The sequence below is a fragment of the Devosia oryziradicis genome (assembly GCF_016698645.1).
In the GTDB taxonomy this organism is placed as follows: Bacteria; Pseudomonadota; Alphaproteobacteria; order Rhizobiales; family Devosiaceae; genus Devosia; species Devosia oryziradicis.
The window spans coordinates 134,245-152,343 of the sequence record NZ_CP068047.1 but is presented as its reverse complement, the minus strand read 5'-3'; the positions used below and the strand labels follow the sequence as shown (position 1 = coordinate 152,343).

14 protein-coding genes are annotated in these 18,099 nt (G+C 65.0%); 7 read left to right on the top strand and 7 right to left on the bottom strand.

Annotated features, from left to right (window positions below; genetic code table 11):
• Positions 1 to 7 precede the first annotated feature (7 nt).
• Positions 8 to 1,774 (bottom strand): adenylate/guanylate cyclase domain-containing protein, encoded by a 1,767-nt coding sequence (locus tag JI749_RS00670; RefSeq protein ID WP_201657284.1) that lies wholly within the window; start codon positions 1,772 to 1,774, stop codon positions 8 to 10.
• A 145-nt stretch (positions 1,775 to 1,919) separates the two neighbouring features.
• Here JI749_RS00670 and glpK point away from each other — a divergent pair, with 145 nt between their 5' ends.
• Positions 1,920 to 3,419, top strand: a complete 1,500-nt coding sequence (glpK, locus tag JI749_RS00665; protein ID WP_201657281.1) for a glycerol kinase GlpK — start codon at positions 1,920 to 1,922, stop codon at positions 3,417 to 3,419.
• Here glpK and JI749_RS00660 read toward each other — a convergent pair.
• Entirely contained in the window at positions 3,409 to 5,748 is a 2,340-nt protein-coding gene (locus JI749_RS00660; RefSeq protein ID WP_201657278.1) for a glucose/quinate/shikimate family membrane-bound PQQ-dependent dehydrogenase, read from the bottom strand. The genes glpK and JI749_RS00660 overlap by 11 nt on opposite strands.
• Before the next feature lie 113 nt (positions 5,749 to 5,861).
• Positions 5,862 to 6,722 carry a LysR substrate-binding domain-containing protein gene (locus tag JI749_RS00655; protein ID WP_201662394.1) on the bottom strand — a complete coding sequence of 287 codons (861 nt, stop codon included), beginning with the start codon at positions 6,720 to 6,722 and terminating at the stop codon, positions 5,862 to 5,864.
• 97 nt (positions 6,723 to 6,819) lie between these two features.
• Here JI749_RS00655 and JI749_RS00650 point away from each other — a divergent pair, with 97 nt between their 5' ends.
• Entirely contained in the window at positions 6,820 to 7,707 is an 888-nt protein-coding gene (locus JI749_RS00650) for a PhzF family phenazine biosynthesis protein (RefSeq protein ID WP_201657275.1), read from the top strand.
• Between the two features lie 80 nt (positions 7,708 to 7,787).
• Entirely contained in the window at positions 7,788 to 9,023 is a 1,236-nt protein-coding gene (locus JI749_RS00645; protein WP_201657272.1) for an epoxide hydrolase family protein, read from the top strand.
• Between the two features lie 40 nt (positions 9,024 to 9,063).
• On the opposite strand, the gene nadE is transcribed toward JI749_RS00645, so the two are convergent.
• Together nadE and JI749_RS00635 are read right to left on the bottom strand one after the other, a co-directional pair.
• Positions 9,064 to 9,882 (bottom strand): ammonia-dependent NAD(+) synthetase, encoded by an 819-nt coding sequence (nadE, locus tag JI749_RS00640; protein ID WP_233280814.1) that lies wholly within the window; start codon positions 9,880 to 9,882, stop codon positions 9,064 to 9,066.
• A gap of 95 nt (positions 9,883 to 9,977) precedes the next feature.
• Positions 9,978 to 11,180 (bottom strand): ROK family transcriptional regulator, encoded by a 1,203-nt coding sequence (locus JI749_RS00635; RefSeq protein ID WP_201657266.1) that lies wholly within the window; start codon positions 11,178 to 11,180, stop codon positions 9,978 to 9,980.
• Positions 11,181 to 11,351: 171 nt separating this feature from the next.
• On the opposite strand from JI749_RS00635, the gene JI749_RS00630 reads away from it, so the two are divergent.
• The 3 genes from JI749_RS00630 to JI749_RS00620 all read left to right on the top strand — a co-directional run bounded on the left by JI749_RS00630 (position 11,352) and on the right by JI749_RS00620 (position 14,274).
• Positions 11,352 to 12,365 carry a sugar ABC transporter substrate-binding protein gene (locus JI749_RS00630; protein WP_201657263.1) on the top strand — a complete coding sequence of 338 codons (1,014 nt, stop codon included), beginning with the start codon at positions 11,352 to 11,354 and terminating at the stop codon, positions 12,363 to 12,365.
• 74 nt (positions 12,366 to 12,439) lie between these two features.
• Entirely contained in the window at positions 12,440 to 13,501 is a 1,062-nt protein-coding gene (locus JI749_RS00625) for an ABC transporter permease (protein WP_201657260.1), read from the top strand.
• A complete protein-coding gene (locus JI749_RS00620; RefSeq protein ID WP_201657257.1) occupies positions 13,501 to 14,274 on the top strand; it encodes an ATP-binding cassette domain-containing protein in 774 nt (257 codons plus the stop codon). Before JI749_RS00625 ends, JI749_RS00620 begins: the two co-directional genes overlap by 1 nt.
• Here JI749_RS00620 and JI749_RS00615 read toward each other — a convergent pair.
• Together JI749_RS00615 and JI749_RS00610 are read right to left on the bottom strand one after the other, a co-directional pair.
• On the bottom strand, positions 14,271 to 15,263 hold the full coding sequence (locus tag JI749_RS00615; RefSeq protein WP_201657254.1) for a Gfo/Idh/MocA family protein: 993 nt from the start codon (positions 15,261 to 15,263) through the stop codon (positions 14,271 to 14,273). The two genes, JI749_RS00620 and JI749_RS00615, sit on opposite strands and share 4 nt — an antisense overlap.
• A gap of 55 nt (positions 15,264 to 15,318) precedes the next feature.
• Entirely contained in the window at positions 15,319 to 16,398 is a 1,080-nt protein-coding gene (locus tag JI749_RS00610) for an ABC transporter ATP-binding protein (protein ID WP_201657251.1), read from the bottom strand.
• Positions 16,399 to 16,762: 364 nt separating this feature from the next.
• On the opposite strand from JI749_RS00610, the gene JI749_RS00605 reads away from it, so the two are divergent.
• A complete protein-coding gene (locus JI749_RS00605) occupies positions 16,763 to 18,019 on the top strand; it encodes an extracellular solute-binding protein (protein WP_201657249.1) in 1,257 nt (418 codons plus the stop codon).
• The last annotated feature ends 80 nt before the right edge of the window (positions 18,020 to 18,099 follow it).

Genomic DNA, 18,099 nt, shown 5'->3' with positions numbered 1-18,099 from the left:
TGCGAGCTTACTGCAGCCCCGCCAGTTCCAGCCCTCGCATATACTGGTCCAACAGGCCAGGATGCATGAAGCGCAGGCTGTCGCGGATGGACGTGATGTTGAGGTCTGGTCGCCCGGCGCCGAATTTGGCCAGCGCGGCCTGGGCTGCCTGGAGGTCGCCGGCATGGGCGTGGTAGGTCGCAAGGTCACGATAGGGCCAGGTGAGGCCCGGGCGCTCCGCCAAGGCCCGGCTGGCAAATTCGATGGCCTGCTTCGGACGCCCCGCGGAGAAATGCGCCAGCCCCATGCCAAGGCTCATGTTGAAGGCAAACGGATCGAGCGGGCTGAGGCGCAGCGACGCTTCGAAGGCAGCCAGGCCCTCCTCGGGGAAGCCCAGATACACCCGGCCGAAGCCGCGCCGCAGCCAGGCCCAGGCATGATTGGGGTCGAGGGCCAGGGCACGCTCCGCCAGAGCCGTCGCCTGCGCCACGTCGCCACCCGTCTGCATGATGGCCGAAGCCAGCGCCGTCATGGCGGTCGGGTTGCCTGCCGTGGTGCTCGATGCCAGCTCGATCAGGCGATTGGCATGGGCGCGTTCGCCCGCCGCGTCCTGCGTCCAATTATAGGCAATCTGCTGGCCATGCGCCCAGGCAGCCAGCGCGGCAGCCAGGCCATAGCCCGGCTCAAGCTTGAGGGCTTGGTCGAGCAGATCGATGGCCTGGCGGTTCTCGTGCGGCTGATGCGCCCACAGGTGGGGCATGGCGCGCATCACCAGGTCGTAGGCGGCCAGCGTATCAGGGCGCTTGAGCACTGCGCGGTCGATCTCGGCCTGCCTGATGCTGGGCTGGATCGCGCTGGCCACCAGCGCCGCCATGCTGTCCTGCAGGTCGAACAGTTCATGCACCGTGCCATTGACCTTGTCGGACCACACATGGTTGCCCGTTTCGGTCTCGACGAGCTGCGCGGTGATGCGGACGCGTTCGCCGACCCGGCGCACGCTGCCCTCGACGACATAGCGCACGCCCAGTTCGCGCCCCACCTGCCGCACGTCGATCGCGCGGCCCTTGTAGGCAAAGGCCGAATTGCGGGCGATAACGAAGAAATCCTTGATCCGGGCCAGGGTCGCGGTGATTTCCTCCACCACGGCATCGGCGAAATAGGCCTGGTCGGCCTCGCCCGACATGTTGTCGAAGGGCAGGACCACGACCGAGGGCCTGGTCGAGGGCGGCACCAGCGCCGCCGGCTCGTCAGGCTTGGCGGCCGGTGCCACCGCCCCACTCGGATGCCAGACGAAGATGCGCACCGTCTTGGGAATGTTCTTAAGGATCGAGGGGCCCAGGTCGGTGAATTCGAGGTCGGACTGGCCCCCCAGATATTCGTACATCCATTTGGTGATGGCCATGCCGCCCGGCGGCGACAGGTTCTGCACCCGCACCGCCAGGTTGACGCCATTCCCGAACAGGTCGTCGCCATGCACCAAGACGTCGGCCATCACGATGCCGGCGCGCACCTGGAGGATTTCCCCGCCGGGGGCACGGAGCTGCCGGCTATGCAGCTCCTTCTGGATGCGTGCCACCCATTCGACCGCCGCGATGACGCTGGTGAATTCGGCCAGAAGGCCATCGCCCATGGTCTTGAACACGGCGCCGCCGCGCTCGCCGATCCGGTTGACGAAGTGCGCATAGGCCCGGCGCACCAGACGCACCGTCTGCCGCTCATTATGTTGCACGAGCCGGGAGAAACCGACCACGTCTATCGACACGATCGGAACCAGCCGGCGCTCAGATTTGGCCATGACGAAACGAAAACCCCAGATACGGGCGCATCAATATCATTTTGCTGCTGCCAAGACGAGATGATCCCATTGCACTTGTGAGCATTTTCGCGCTGATTGCAGGCGAAACCACGCGCAGCCGCGGGAACTGTGACGAGGCATGGGGATGGGGCCGTACATACTCGTAATCGACCAGGGTACGACCACCAGCCGTGCCATCATTTTTGACGCCGATCAGACCATTGTCGGCATGGGCCGCATGGACTTTACCCAGCACCATCCGGCCAATGGCTGGGTCGAACACATCCCGGAGGAAATCTGGGCCACATGCCTGTGGGCCTGCAAGACGGCCTTGCGCAAGGCCGGCATCACGGCAGCGGATCTGGCGGCTATCGGCATTTCCAACCAGCGCGAAACCACCATCGTGTGGGACCGCCAGACCGGCAAGGCCATCTACAACGCCATCGTCTGGCAGGACCGGCGCACTGCCGCCACCTGCGCCAAGCTGCGCGCCGCCGGGCATGAACGGCTGGTGCGCAAACGCAGCGGGCTGATGCTCGATTCCTATTTTTCGGCCACCAAGGTCAAGTGGATCCTCGACAATGTCAAAGGTGCCCGCAAGCGCGCCAAGCGAGGCGAACTGGCCTTCGGTACCATCGACAGCTTCCTGATCTGGCGGCTAACAGGTGGCAAGGTGCATGCCACCGACGCCAGCAATGCCAGCCGCACCTCGCTCTACAATCTCAAGACCGGTGCCTGGGACCCGCAACTGCTGGCGCTGTTCGAAATTCCGGCCGCTATCCTGCCCGAGGTCAAGGACAGCGCCGATGACTATGGCACCATGGACCCCGCTGTGCTGGGCGCGGCCGTTCCCATCCACGGCGTCGTCGGCGATCAGCAGGCGGCACTGATCGGCCAGGCCTGCTTCACGCCTGGCATGGTCAAATCCACCTATGGCACCAGCTGCTTTGCGCTGCTCAATACCGGCGCCGACCTGGTCCATTCGCGCAATCACCTGCTGACCACGGTGGCGTACCGGCTCGACGGCAAGACCACCTACGCGCTCGAAGGCGCCATCTTCATGGTGGGCGGTGCGCTGCAGTGGCTGCGCGACGATATCGGCATCCTCGACCAGTGGAAGGAGGCCGAAACCCTTGCCAACGCCGCCGACCCGGACCAGCCTGTCTACATGGTCCCCGCCTTCCTGGGCCTGGGTGCGCCGTGGTGGGACAGCGATGCCCGTGGCGCCATCTATGGACTGACCCGCAGTACCCGTCGCCCCGAACTGGTCCGCGCCGCCCTCGAGGCGGTCGGCTACCAGTCCAGCGACCTGGTCGAGGCCATGCGCAAGGATTGGCGCAGCGCCCATGACATCGTGCTGCGGGTGGATGGCGGCATGGTCGCCTCATCCTGGACCATGCAGTTCCTCGCCGACATTCTCGATTGCCGGGTCGATTGCTCGAGGACCGAAGAGACCACGGCCCTGGGCGCGGCCTGGCTGGCGGGTTGGAAAGCCGGCGTCTGGCCCGACGCTGCGGGGTTCGCCGCGCGTCGGCACGAGGAGCGCGAGTTCCGACCGCGCATGAGCGCCGCCACGCGGCGGAGCAAGCTGCGTGGCTGGCACGAGGCGATACGGCGGACCCTTTCGGCCAAGGTCAGCCGCTAGTGTCGTCGTCGAGCGTATAGGCGAGGACATAGTCGCCCGGCTTGGTGCCGATCGAGCCATGCCCGCCGGCGACGATGACCACATATTGCTTGCCATCCACGCTGTAGGTCATGGGGGTCGATTGACCGCCCGCCGGCAGTCGCGTCTCCCAGAGCTGGTTGCCGGTCGTCAGGTCATAGGCGCGCAGGAAATTGTCCACGGCAGCGCCCAGGAACACCACGCCACCCCGGGTGATCATCGGGCCGCCAATGCCGGGCACGCCCACCTTGAAGGGCAGGGGCAGCGGGGTCATGTCCCGCACTGTGCCATTGCGATGCTTGTAGGCGATTTCGCCGGTGCGTAGATCGGCTCCAGCCACGAAGCCCCAGCCGGGCGCCTGGCAGGGTATGCCGAGCGGACCGAGGAACGGACCCATGAACACGCCATAGGGCGCGCCGTCATTGCGGTTGAGGCCCTGTTCGCTCCCTTTTTCACCCTGTCCCTTGGGCGGAATTTCCGCCGCCGGCACCAGGCGCGAGGTGAAGGCGAGATAGGTGGGCATTCCGAACATCACCTGCCGCTCCGGATCGACCGCGACCGAGCCCCAGTTGAAGGTTCCGAAATTGCCCGGATAGACAATCGAGCCCTGGAGCGACGGCGGGGTGTAGCGGCCCTCGTAGCGATGCTGGTGCAGGGCGATGCGGCACATCAGCTGGTCGAAAAGGGTGATGCCCCACATGTCCTTTTCCTCCAGCGGCTCAGGCTTGAAGCTGAGGGCCGAGGTTGGTTGGGTCGCTGCGGTGAAGTCGCCCTCGATGGCCCCCTGTGGGGCGGGCTCCTCCGTCATGGCCAGAAGTGGAGCACCCGTGCGCCGATCGAGCACATAGATGTCGCCCTGTTTGGTGGGGCCGACCAGCGCAGGGACGGGTGCGCCATCGGGCCCGTTAATGTCGAGCAGGACGGGTTGGGCCGGCACGTCCATGTCCCACAGGTCGTGGTGGACGAATTGCTGCACCCACACATCGCGGCCGCTGGCGATATCAAGCGCGACGATGGAGGACGAGTATTTCTCGACATTGGCGCTGCGGCCGATGCCGATCTGGTCGGGCACCTGGTTGCCGAGCGGCACATAGACCAGGCCCAGTGCGGCATCGACCGCGAATACCGACCAGCTATTGGGTGAATTGGTGGTGTAGGTCTCGCCGCCGGCGATATCGATCGGCGTCGTATCCTGCGGATTGCCCGAATCCCAGTTCCAGACCAGTTCCCCGGTCAGCGCATCGAAGGCGCGGATCACCCCCGACTGTTCCTGGGTGGAATAGTTGTCGTTGACGGCTCCGCCGATGATCAGCTTGCCGTCGACCGCCACTGGCGGCGAGGTCGAGTAATAGTATCCCGCCGGCGAGTACTTCATGCCCGCTTCCAGGTGCAGGGTGCCGGCATCGGCAAAGCTTGCGCAGACCTGGCCGGTGGTGGCATCGAGCGCGATCAGCCGGGCATCGGCCGTGGGCAGATAGACCCGGGTTGCACAGGCGGACCCGGCTGCAGCGGCGGGGTCCGCCCAGTAGGTGACGCCCCGGCAGGTCTGGTGCTGCCGATCGGGGTTGAGTCCGGAATTGGCGTCGAACCGCCATTTTTCCGTACCGGTGCGCGCATCGAGCGCAATCGCCAGGTTGTGCGGCGTGCAGATATAGAGCGTGTCGTCGATCTTGATCGGGGTGACCTGGTAGGTCGTCTCGCCGACATCCTCGGGCAGCTTCACGTCACCGGTCTGGTAGGTCCATGCCGGTGCCAGGTTCGCGACATTTTCCGTGGTGATCTGGTCGAGTGGAGAATAGCGCTGGCCGTAGGGCGTCCTGCCATATTGCTGCCAGTCGCCATCGTCGAAATCGGCCCCCAGATTCGGCGTGGCCGCGACGACATCGGTATTGAGCGAGCCGGCAATATCCTGCGGGTCCTGGAACATGGAATAGACGGCGACGATAATCGCCAGCACATTGGCAACCGCCAGAATGACGCCGCCGCCAAGCCGTCCCTGGCCTAGCCTGTTGCGGATCCACGGCATCCACAACCAGATGCCGAGCAGCACGATGACGCCGCCACGGGCGCCAAGCTGCCACCAGTCAAAGCCGACTTCCCACACGGCCCAGAGGATGGAACCGACAAGGATTGCGGAATAGAGCCAGAGCGCTTCGGCCCGGCGGCGCAGCAGCAGCCAGGCCGTGCCAAGGAAGGCAAGGCCGACGATGAGGTAGTACCAACTGCCACCCAGCGTCACGAGCCACCCGCCCAGTCCCCCCAACGTCAATCCGATGGCGGCAAGGACGAGCGAGGTCAGCAAGATCAGCATGACGATTCTTTCGGAGATGGAGGCCAAGCGCAACAATCCACTCGCGCGATGCGCGAATGGATGCCCGGGCAGAACGCCTCGGGGGCCATCCGGTTGCCGAGGGACGCCGGGAATCAGGCAGGCGCCTGCCGGGCCTGCGCGCAGAGCCAGTCGCAGAACCCACGGGGGCATGGCCGCCCGTCGCCTTCGCGCACCAGCGCAAAGTACCAGTCGGGACCCTTGAGCACGGTGGCGAGCGGGGCCATCAACTGCCCGGATTCCAGCAGCGGCCGGAACAGCGTGGGCGACAGCAGGGCCACGCCCAAGCCACTCACCGCCGCGCTGGCGATCAACTCGAAGATGGAATAGTCGACGCCGGCAAAGCGCAGATTGTCGGGCATCGGCCGCTCGGCCCGGGCAAACCACTTTCCCCAGTCTGGATGCGGCAGCAGGTCGAATGCGGCAAGATCCTCCGGCCGGGCCAGCGTCCTGTTGCCCAGCAGGGAAGGCGCCAGCATCGGGGTGACGTCTACCGGCATCAGCGGATACTCGTCGAGTCCGTCCCAGCCGCCGCGGCCGGTGCGTATGGCCACGTCGAAGGCCGTCGGATCGCGGATATCGGAGGAAATGTCGAGTTCGATGGCGGCATTGCCAGGGGCGCGATACTGCGCCAGGCGCGGCGCCAGCCAGCGGCCGGCAAAGGTCGGCGGCGCGGTGACGCGCAGCGGCGTGGTAGCGGCCTGAAAGGCATCGAGCGCCTCGGTGATGCCATCCAGAGCCTGCTTGACCCGACCGGCCAGCGCCATGGCACCTGGGGTCGGCACCACCCGGCGACCAACACGAGTGAAGAGCTTCTGGCCCAGTTCGGTCTCAAGCGAGCGAATGCGCAGGCTGACGGCGGCCGGGGTCAGCGCAAGTCGGTCGGCGGCGCCGGCAAAGCTGCCCGTGCTGACGCACATCTCGAGAATGCGGAGGGATTCAAGCGATGGACGAATGATTAGTTTCCCTTGTCATACGGGCAAGGAATGCGCGTTTTACGGCCCAGGCGCCGTGAGGCACTCTCGTTCTCGTCAGCAGGATAGGAGTTATGCCATGTCCCCGCAATCGAGCACTGCAAGCCTGGTCGCCGGCCTCATCGATGTCTTCGCGGACACGGCGCTGAGCGGCAGTCCCCTGGCGGTGGTGGAGGGCGCCGACACGCTGTCCGACGCGCAGATGCGGCGTATCTCGGGCGAGTTCAATCAGGCTGAAACCACATTCATCATGCGCAGCGATCGCGCCGATCTCAAGCTCCGCTCCTTTACGGCATCAGGAGCCGAAGTCGGCGGCGCCGGCCACAATGCGCTCGGGGCGTGGCTCTGGCTGGCCGAGGATGGCAAGCTCGGTCCCATCGAGGTGCCTCGCCAGTTCCGCCAGGAGATTGGGGGTGAAGTGCTGCCGATCGAGTTGCGCCGGACCGACGGACGCACTTTCGGGCGCATGAAGCAATCGACCCTCAAGCTGGGGCCTGCCCTCGCCGACGTGGCGCCTTTGACGGCGGCCCTCGGCCTTGCGCCGGAGGACGTCCTTTCCGACCCGCCACCGCGCGTCGGCGATACCGGCGTCGCGCATCTGCTGGTTCGCCTGCGCGACATTGCCACGGTGGACCGTGCCGAACCCTCCGCCAAGGGGCTGCTCAAGGTCCTCCACGCGGCTTCCGCCGAGGGATGCTACGTCTACGCCTTCGACGAGGCTGCACCCGAACGCGCCTATGCCCGGTTCTTCAACCCCACGGTGGGTTTGTGGGAAGACGCCGCGACCGGCACCGCGGCCGGCCCGCTTGCCGCCTACCTGGCCGACCAGGGCCTGATAAACGGACCTATCGAGATCGAGCAGGGCACCAAGATGGGTCGGCGCAGCATCCTGCGCCTCGGCCTCGCGCCCGAGCCCGAAATATCGGGCGCCGGCGTCATCGTCATGCGCGGCCGGCTATCGCTCTAGCACTCACGACGACCGTATCTCTTCGCTTCTCTCGTCCGGCCTTTGGCCCGGGCGCCATCACCTGCGTCGAAAGGAATGCCATGACCATCACCCGCCGCACCTTCAACCGAGGCGCCCTCTCGCTCCTCGCCACCGCCGTCACCAGCAAGCCTGCAATCGCCCAAACCCAGGAGGAAGGCCCAATGCTCTCCATCGAACCGTTCACGATCCAGATTCCCGATGCCGCCATCGCCGACCTCAATGACCGTCTTGCCAAGGCGCGCTTTCCCCATGCCATCACCGACGACTGGTCGCGCGGCCAGCCGCTCAAGTTGGTCAAGGCGCTGACCGAGCAGTGGCGCGACACCTACGACTGGCGCGCGCATGAAGCCGAGCTCAACCGCTTCCCGCACTTCATGACCGAGATCGACGGGCAGCCGATCCACTTCATGCACATCAAGTCACCGGTGCCGGATGCCCTGCCGCTGATCCTCAGCCATGGCTGGCCCGGCAGCTTCGTCGAATTCCTTGACGTCATCGGGCCACTGACCGACCCCAAGGCGCATGGCCTGGACGAATCGATCGCCTTCCACCTGGTCATTCCCTCGCTGCCCGGCTTCGGCTTTTCGAGCCCCATGACATCAACGGGCTGGGACAGCGCCAGGACCGCCCAGACCTGGGACAAGCTCATGAAAGGCCTCGGCTATGAGCGCTATGGCGCCCATGGCGGCGATGCCGGCGCGCTGGCCACCCGCGAACTGGGCATCCTGGCCCCCGAAGGTCTGGTCGGCGTCCATATGCTGCAGATCTTTGCCTTCCCGTCAGGTGCGCCGGACGAGATGAGCAAGCTCTCTCCCTTCGAGATGGAGGGCATGGCCAACCTCGCCAATTTCGAGAAATATGGCGGCTACCAGGCCATCCAGTCCAAGCGTCCCGGTACGCTGGCCTTTGGCCTGGTCGATTCGCCGGTCGGCCAGCTGGCCTGGAATGCCGAACTGTGGTTCGGCTTCGAAGGCACCGGCGTCGATCACGTGGATCGGGAGCGCTACCTCACCACCAATGCCATCTACTGGTTCACTGGTACCAGCGGCTCCGCCGCCAACGTCTACTACGAAGACACCCAGACGGGAGCCGGCTATCGCGAGATCAACAATCCGACGCCGACTGGCGTCGCGGTCTTCCCCGAAGACTTCCGTTCGGTCCGCAGTTTTGCCGAGCGCTCCAACAATATCGTGCACTGGACGGAAATGCCGCGCGGCGGCCACTTCGCTGCATCGGAAACCCCCGATCTGCTGATCGAGGATATCCGCACCTTCTTCGGCGGGCTGGTCGGCTGAGGCGACCCCGGGCGAGGCCACGGCCTCGCCCCCACACGTGCTATGGTTGGGGCGCTACGGGCAGGGCGCGCTTATGCGCCGAGCCTGCATAGGTCTGCAGGATCCGCGCCTGTGCGGTGCCGTCGATCTGCCGTCCCTCGAGGAAATCGTCGATCTGCTCGTAGGTCACGCCATAGGCGTCTTCGTCGGGGCGGAGCGGCACCAGGTTTTCAAGGTCGGCGGTGGGCACCTTGCCCACCAGTTCGGCCGGTGCCCCCAGATGGGCCGCCACGGCGCGCACGCGACGCTTGTTGAGGCCCGACAAGGGTAAAATATCGGCGGCACCGTCGCCGAACTTGGTGAAAAATCCCATCAGCGCTTCGGCGGCGTGATCGGTGCCTATCACCAGGCCGCGGCTCGCGCCGGCAATGGCAAACTGGGCGATCATGCGCTGCCGCGCCTTGATATTGCCCAGGATGAAATCCTCGCGGCCGGCATCTCCCAGAGCCAGCTTGCCCTGTTTGAGCGCGGCGAGCATGGCGTCGGCGGCCGGCTTGATGTCGACGGTCAGCACTTCGTCGGCGCCGATGGTCTTCAGCGCGCGTTGCGCGTCGCTTTCGTCGGCCTGCACGCCATAGGGCAAGCGCACGGCGATGAACTTGGCCTCGTAGCCAGACTGGCGCAGTTCGCCGACCGCCCGCTGGGCCAGCATGGCCGCCGTCAGCGAGTCGACGCCGCCGCTGATGCCCAGCACATAGCTCGAGAGACCGGACGCTCGAAGATAGGTCGCCAGAAATGCGATCCGTCGCCGTGCTTCGGCCGCCGCGTCAAAGTCAGGGCGCACGCCCAGCGCCTCGATGATGTCCTGCTGTTCCGTCACGGTCGACCTCGTCATCCTGTGTGCACCGCCGCTGCAACGATGACGCCCGGCGAGCGGGTTCCAATGCGGCATCGCACCATAGCGTGGGTTGGAAGCTAGCGGGCGGCCGAAAGGGTCTGGCTGCCATTCATGAAATAGCGCTCGAACAGGGGGCTTGTGGCTGCGCCGATGGCGCGGGCATTGCCGCCGACGGCGCCGGCCTCGATGCGCGGGGCAATCAGGCCACGCATGTCCTGGTTGACCAGGTAGCGCCGGGTCCGCTCGACCAGCGCCTGTTTGACCGGCTCGGGGAAGGCGCCATCGATGAGGATGGCCTCGAAATCGATGACGGCGCAGACCGAAAGGCTCGCCTTGGCCAGTTCCTGCGCGGTCTGGCCCAGCCATGGCTCGACGAAGCGGCTGAGCCGGCTCCAGTCCTGTGGCTGGCTCCACAATTCCTGCGGATCGATGCCGAATTCGGTGAGGCGCGTTTCCAGCAGGTGGATCGAGGCAGTGTCGATAAGCTGCTGGCTTTCGCCATGCGGGCCGAAGCTGCGCAGCGATCCCAGCGCGCCGGCATTGCCTTGGTGGCCTTGATAGACCGAGTGGTTGAGCACCACGCCGCCGCCAATGAAGGCGCCGACGAAGAAATAGGCATAGTCGCGGAATTCCTTGCCACGGCCATAGATGTGCTCGGCCTGGCAGCCGGCGGTGGCATCATTGACGACGCTGACCGGCAGGTCGGTGAAGCGCGCCAGTTCGGCGCGGAAATCCACATCCTTCCAGGAGATGAAATCTTCCATGCTCGCGCCGACGAGGTCGTTCCATTTCCAAAGCTCGAACGGGGTAGCGATGCCCACGCCACAAATGCGGTCGATCTCCGCGGGCGTACAGCGAGCCAGAATCGACGCCATACCCTCTTCGACGAAGCGGAGAATCGGCTCGGGCATGGGGTATTTGTAGTGGAGCTGCAGCTGGTCGCGGACCGTGCCGCGGAAATCGGTGAGCAGCAGCACGGTGCTGCGCCGGCCGATTTTGCAGCCAAAGGATAAAACGCCCCCTTCGGCCAGGCTCATCGGCACCGAGGGCTTGCCGACCTTGCCTTTGATTGGAGCCCCGCGCGCAAGCAAGCCTTCCGATTCCATCTCGCGCAGGATGATCGACACCGTCTGTGGGGACAGATTTGCCATGCGGGCCAGGTCGCTGCCGGCCGTCGGGCCGTTGCGCTGCAGCAGGGTCAGGAGCAGGCGTTCGTTATAGTCTCGAACACCGCTCTGGTTCACACCGCTGCTGAGGGATCGGATGATTGTTTGGCCCATGGCGGCACCATAGTGGCAGGTTTTCAAAGGCGAAAGGCGGATAAATAAATAAAGTAGATTTATATATTGACGGGGCGGTTTGAACTGGCCACGATAGGGGCGTCCAATCAGCGATAGGCCGGCGACGGAACAGGGAGGAGCCCAGTTCGGCGCCGGTCAAAGGGAGAGAAAATGAACAAGCTGCTTCTGAGCACGGCAATGTGCCTTGCCGTCCTGTCGGCCCCGGCAATGGCGCAGGAGGTTTCGGCCTGCCTGATCACCAAGACCGACACCAACCCCTTCTTCGTCAAGATGCGCGAAGGCGCCGAGGCCAAGGCCGCCGAGCTGGGCGTGTCGCTCAAGTCCTTCGCCGGCAAGGTGGACGGCGACCATGAAACCCAGGTCGCCGCCATCGAAACCTGCATCGCCGACGGCGCCAAGGGCATCCTGATCACAGCCTCGGACACCTCGGCCATCGTCAAGTCCGTGCAGCAGGCACGCGATGCCGGCCTTTTGGTGATCGCACTCGACACGCCGCTGACCCCCGGCGACGCGGCCGACGCCACTTTCGCCACCGACAATTTCATTGCCGGTGAACTGATCGGCAAGTGGGCTGCCGGCACGCTTGGTGCCGAAGCCGCCAATGCCAAGATCGCCATGCTCGACCTCGCCGTCAGCCAGCCTACGGTCGACGTCCTCCGCGACCAGGGCTTCCTCCAGGGCTTCGGCATCGAGCTTGGCGATCCCAATAAGTGGGGCGATGAAACCGACCCGCGCATCGTCGGCCACGATGTTACCGCCGGCAACGAGGAAGGTGGCCGCAAGGCCATGGAAAACCTGCTCGCCAAGGATCCGATGATCAACGTCGTCTACACGATCAACGAGCCTTCCGCTGCCGGCGCCTATGAGGCGCTCAAGTCGATCGGCCGCGAGAAGGACGTGCTGATCGTCTCGGTCGACGGTGGCTGCCCCGGCGTCACCAATGTCAAGGACGGCGTGATCGGCGCCACTTCCCAGCAATACCCGCTCGACATGGCGGCCCTGGGCGTCGAGGCCATCAAGACTTGGGCCGACAATGGCAGCAAGCCTAGCCCGACCGAAGGCAAGGATTTCTTCGACACCGGCGTCAAGCTCGTGACCGACGCGCCGGTCGATGGCGTGGAATCCATTGACACCACCAAGGGTGCGGAGCTCTGCTGGGGCTAAGGTCCGGCTTGTCTGACACACACGAGGGGCGGACCGTGCGTCCGCCCCTTGCTTAGCAACTGGGAGGAGAACCCATGTCCAGCGATTCCGATCTGGACGCGGCCAGCGTCGCGCGCACAGAAACCGTCGCCACTTTCGACCATGAGCCGACAGGCCTGCTGTCCCGGCTGCAGCATGCGCTGCATAGTTCGCCATCGCTGGTGCCGCTGATCGTCCTGGTGCTGTCGGTCGCCATCTTCGGCGCGCTGCTTGGCGGCAAGTTCTTTTCCACCTTCGCGCTGACGCTGATCCTGCAACAGGTGGCCATTGTCGGTATTGTGGGCGCCGCGCAATCGCTGGTGATCCTGACCGCCGGCATTGACCTCTCGGTCGGCGCCATCATGGTGCTGAGCTCGGTGGTCATGGGCCAGTTCACCTTCCGCTACGGCCTGCCGCCCGTTGCCTCCATTGCCATCGGCCTGGCCCTGGGCACCCTTGTCGGCTTCATCAATGGCTGGCTCATCGCCCGCATCAAGCTGCCGCCCTTCATCGTGACGCTGGGCGTCTGGCAGATCGCGCTGGCGGCCAACTTCCTTTATTCGGGCAACGAGACCATCCGCGCCCAGGAAATCGAGACCAACGCGCCGCTCCTGCAGTTCTTCGGCCAGACCATCAATATCGGTGGTGCGGTCTTCACCTATGGCGTGATCTTCTTCGTACTATTGGTACTGCTGCTGGCCTATGTACTCCGCCACACCGCCTGGGGCCGGCATGTCTATGCCGTGGGTGACGATCCCGATGCGGCGGAACTCTCCGGCGTCAACACCCGCAAGGTGCTGATCTCGGTCTATATGCTGTCCGGCCTCATCTGCGCTTTTGCCGGCTGGGCCCTGATCGGCCGCATCGGCTCGGTCTCCCCCACCTCGGGCCAGTCGGCCAATATCGAAAGCATCACCGCCGTGGTGATCGGCGGCATCTCGCTGTTCGGGGGCCGCGGCTCGATCCTGGGCATGCTGTTCGGCGCGTTGATCGTGGGCGTGTTCTCGCTCGGCCTGCGCCTGCTCGGTGCCGACGCGCAGTGGACCTACCTGCTCATCGGCGCCCTCATCATTGCCGCCGTGGCGGTGGACCAGTGGATCAGGAAGGTATCGGTCTGATGGAACCCATTCTCAAGGCCCGTGGCCTCTCCAAGCGCTATGGCAAGGTCACCGCGCTCGACAACTGCGACTTCGACCTGATGCCCGGCGAAATCCTGGCTGTCATCGGCGACAATGGCGCCGGCAAGTCGTCGCTGATCAAGGCCCTGTCGGGGGCCATCACTCCCGATAGCGGCGAAATCTTCCTCGACGGGCAGCAGGTGAGCTTCAATTCGCCCATCGCCGCCCGCCTCGCCGGAGTGGAAACCGTCTACCAGACCCTCGCCATGTCGCCGGCTTTGTCGATCGCCGACAACATGTTCATGGGGCGCGAATTGCGCAAACCGGGCATCATGGGGAGCCTGTTCCGCCAGCTCGACCGGCCAGCCATGGAACGGATCGCGCGCGAAAAGCTGAGCGAACTGGGCCTGATGACCATCCAGAACATCAACCAGGCGGTTGAAACCCTGTCGGGCGGCCAGCGCCAGGGCGTTGCGGTGGCCCGCGCGGCTGCCTTCGGTAGCAAGGTCATCATCCTCGATGAACCGACGGCCGCGCTGGGGGTCAAGGAGTCGCGCCGGGTGCTCGACCTGATCCAGGATGTGCGGGCGCGCGGCATCCCCATCATCCTGATCAGCCACAACATGCCGCACGTCTTCGAGGTCGCCGACCGCATCCACGTGCATCGGCTGGGCAAGCGCCTCTGCGTCATCGACCCCAAGGACTATACCATGTCCGACGCGGTGGCCTTCATGACCGGCGCCAAGGCCGCCCCGGGTCTGGCTCTGGCCTAAATGCTGACCGCCTCGCCATCGCGCGAGGCGGACAGCTTGATCGCGTCCCACAGCCGGGCAAAGCGCAGGCCATTGGCCACCGTGGACGGGTTGGCGAGCCGCCCGTCCCGCACGGCCTGGAAGGTCTGCATTGGCGTATCGCGGGTCTCCCCTTCCTCGCGCGGCTCGGCGACGCCGCCAACGCTGATTTCCCGCCACTTCCCCCAGGCATCGATGCGGACGATGGCGTTGGTGTAAAAGAAGGTGATTGCCGAAGCGCAGCCCGGCGGGCCATCGCCAGCGGCATTCAGCGTCACCACGGCACCATTGGCCAGGCGGGCCGCCACGGCAGTGGCCAGGTCGACGGCAATGCCGCGATTGTTGGCATAGGCCGAAAGCCGGGCGAACTCGGCGTCGGCCAGCACGCAGACCGTATTCATCATGTGCGCGCCGGTATCGAACATGAACCCGCCGCCCGATATGGCCGGGTTCTGCTTCCACTGGCCGGCATAGTTGGTCTTCCAGCCCTCCCAGATCGAGGCGCTGACGCTGACCAGGTCGCCGAATTCACCCCGCCGCGCCCGGTCGCGCGTGTCGTGGACCAGCGGCGACAATCCCCCCTGGAAGGCGATGACCACGGTCCGGCCGGTGCGCTTCTCGGCTTCGACGAGGGCGAGAGCCTCCTCGACCGTCGTCACCATCGGCTTTTCCAGCAGCAGGTCATAGCCCGCTTCGATCACCGCCAGGGCATTGGCGCCGTGGAACACATGCGGGGTCGACACATAGACGGCATCCATCTGGCCCTGGAGCGCGGCCAGCATGATTTCGGCGTCGTCATATTCGGCTGGCCGCAATGCGCCCGCTGCTTCGCAGGTGTCGCCGAAACGCTGACGCGACATCGCGCTGACTTCGGCCGTGGCGACGATGCGCACATCGTCCATCGCCGCCCAGCCGCGGGCATAGTCCGCCGCCTTCAAACCTGCCCCGATAACACCCAGCCGCAGCACCATGACCGTCTCCCGCACTCAATCGGCGGGCAGGCGTACACGCCTCTGCGGCGTTCGCCTAGAGGCGTTGGCCCGCCGCGTCGAAGGCGAGGCAAGCAGCTGGGTCGATACCGACATTGACCTGCGCGCCGGCCGGGATAGCCGAATGGCCCTTCTGCTGTACGGTGATCTTGGCCCCGTTGCGACCCGTGGCATAGACATAGGAGACGCCACCGAGCTGCTCGACCACCTGGGCAGTCGCGGTCAGTACCGTGCCGCCCGCATCGAGGAAGTGCTCGGGCCGGATCCCCATGGTCACTGTATCGCCGACCTTGGCAGTGGTGCCACGCGTGCGCACGACAACCGGGCTGCCATCGAAATCGACCGGCTGCAGCGTCACCGTCTGTCCATCGCTGGCGACGACGTTGGCCGCCAGGAAATTCATGCGCGGCGAGCCGATGAACCCGGCCACGAAGATATTGTCGGGATTGTCATAGAGCTCGATCGGCGAACCCTGCTGTTCGATGCGGCCAGCGCGCAGCACCACGATCTTGTCGGCCAGCGTCATGGCCTCGACCTGGTCATGCGTCACATAGACCATGGTCGCGCCCAGCTCCTGGTGCAGCTTGGCGATCTCGATGCGCATCTGCACGCGCAGCTCGGCGTCGAGGTTGGAAAGCGGCTCGTCGAACAGGAAGGCCTTGGGCTGGCGCACGATGGCGCGGCCGATTGCGACACGCTGGCGCTGCCCGCCGGAAAGCTGGCGCGGCTTGCGGTCGAGGAGATCGTTGAGCTCGAGCGTGCGGGCCGCTTCCGCCACGCGAACGGCCACCTGCTCGCGCGGCATGCCGCCCATCCGCAGGCCAAAGCCGAGATTCTGCTCCACGGTCATGTGCGGATAGAGCGCATAGCTTTGGAACACCATGGCCACCCCGCGCTCGGACGGGTCGAATTCGGTGACGTCCTCGCCCCCGATCAGCACCTGGCCGGCGCTGGGTTCCTCGAGGCCCGAAATGGTGCGCAGCAGGGTGGACTTGCCGCAGCCCGACGGGCCGACAAACACCACGAACTCGCCGTCGGCAATGTCCAGGTTAATGCCATGCAGCACCGGCACGCTGCCGAAGCTCTTGTTGATCCCGCGCAGTTTCAGCTCGGCCATAATGCGTTTCCTCCCATTCGCCGGTGTCGATGGTCTGGGCCATCTGGCACCGCGGCGGACCTTGCCTGTCCGCATCGGCATTTAGTGAGTCATCAAAACTAAAAGGCAAGGCGTATTTGCCTTTCATATTCACGCCAGATGCGCCCATCCCTGGTCAAATATCTGGCACAGAAGAAAAAAATCCATCCTTGAATTCGGACAGTGTTCCTGACCTAGCATTGAGGGACGTACCTCTTGCCTATCTTTTACGGAATGCGTAGAAAGTATCAAGCGGGGATTGTGCGGAGGATGCGCGGCCCTGTTTGCAGCCAGGAAGGTCCGCAAGAGCACCCCCGAGCTGTCGTGAGGACATGAGGAGAAACCAATGAAGCGTTTTGCGCTCGCCGCAATGCTGGGACTGGCCTTGGCCATGCCTGTCCAGGCCCAGACCGTGGTGAAACATCTGCACATCACCACCATTCCCGCCGAAGTGGAGCTGATGAATTCCATCGCCGCCGACTTCATGGCGCAGAATCCCGACATCAAGGTCGAACTGCCCTTCCTTGAAAACGAGGCATTCAAGGCCAAGCTGACCACGCTGCTGCAGTCGGCCGATGCGCCGGACGTGTTCCACTCGTGGGGTGGCGGCGTGTTCTACGAGCAGGCTGCTGCCGGCGTGCTGCGCCCGATCGAGGACGTACTGAGCGATGAAGCCAAGGCCAATGTCGGCACAGCCGGCGTGTCCGCCTTCACCGCTCCCGACGGCCACCTCTATGGCGTCGCCCGCGACGTCAGCGAAGTCGTGCTCTGGTACAACAAGACCCTGTTCGAGAAGGCCGGCGTCGATCCGGCCAGCATGTCGACCTGGGATGGTTTCCTGGCCGGCGTGCAGAAATTCAAGGATGCGGGTATCACCCCGATCGCCATCGGCGCCAAGGACAAGTGGCCGGCGCACTTCTGGTGGTCCAAGCTCGTTGTCCGCCTGGCTGGCCAGGAAGGCTTCGAAGCCGCGGCCCGTGGTGAAGGCGACGGCTTTGCCGGCGAGGATTTCGTCAAGGCCGGCGAATATTTCCTGCAGCTTGCTGCGCTCGATCCCTGGCAGGAAGGCTTCCTTGCCGCCACCTATGGCGACGCTTCCGGCTATTTCGGCGATGGCCAGGCCGCCATGCACCTGATGGGCGACTGGGACTACGGCGCCATGAAGGACAACTCGGCCAACAAGGCCGGTATCCCGGACGAAGAACTGGGCATCCTGCCCTTCCCGACCATCGAAGGCGGCAAGGGCGACCCCACCGACACCCTGGGCGGCCTGGGCGGCGTGCTGTTCTCCAAGAACGCCTCCGATGCGGCCATCAAGTGGATCGAGTTCTTCAACAGCCCGGAGAACCAGGCCAAGTATGCCAAGGAAGCCTACTATATCCCGATCGCCAAGGGTGCGGCCGACGGCATGACCAACCCGTTCAAGGCGCAGATCGCCCAGAACATCGGCAACGCCCACTGGCACGCCAACTTCTTCGATCAGGCCCTGGGCCCCAATGTCGGCGGCGTCGTCAACGACGTCTCGGCTGAGCTGGCCGGCAATGCCATGAGCGCTGAAGAAGCTGCCGAGCTGATCAAGGAAGCCGTCGACGACTCGCTCTGAGTTCGACACGGAGCGCACCGGCGGACGGTATTCCCTTTCCGTCCGCCGGGCGCCAGTTCTACACTGCCCCAGGGCAGCAA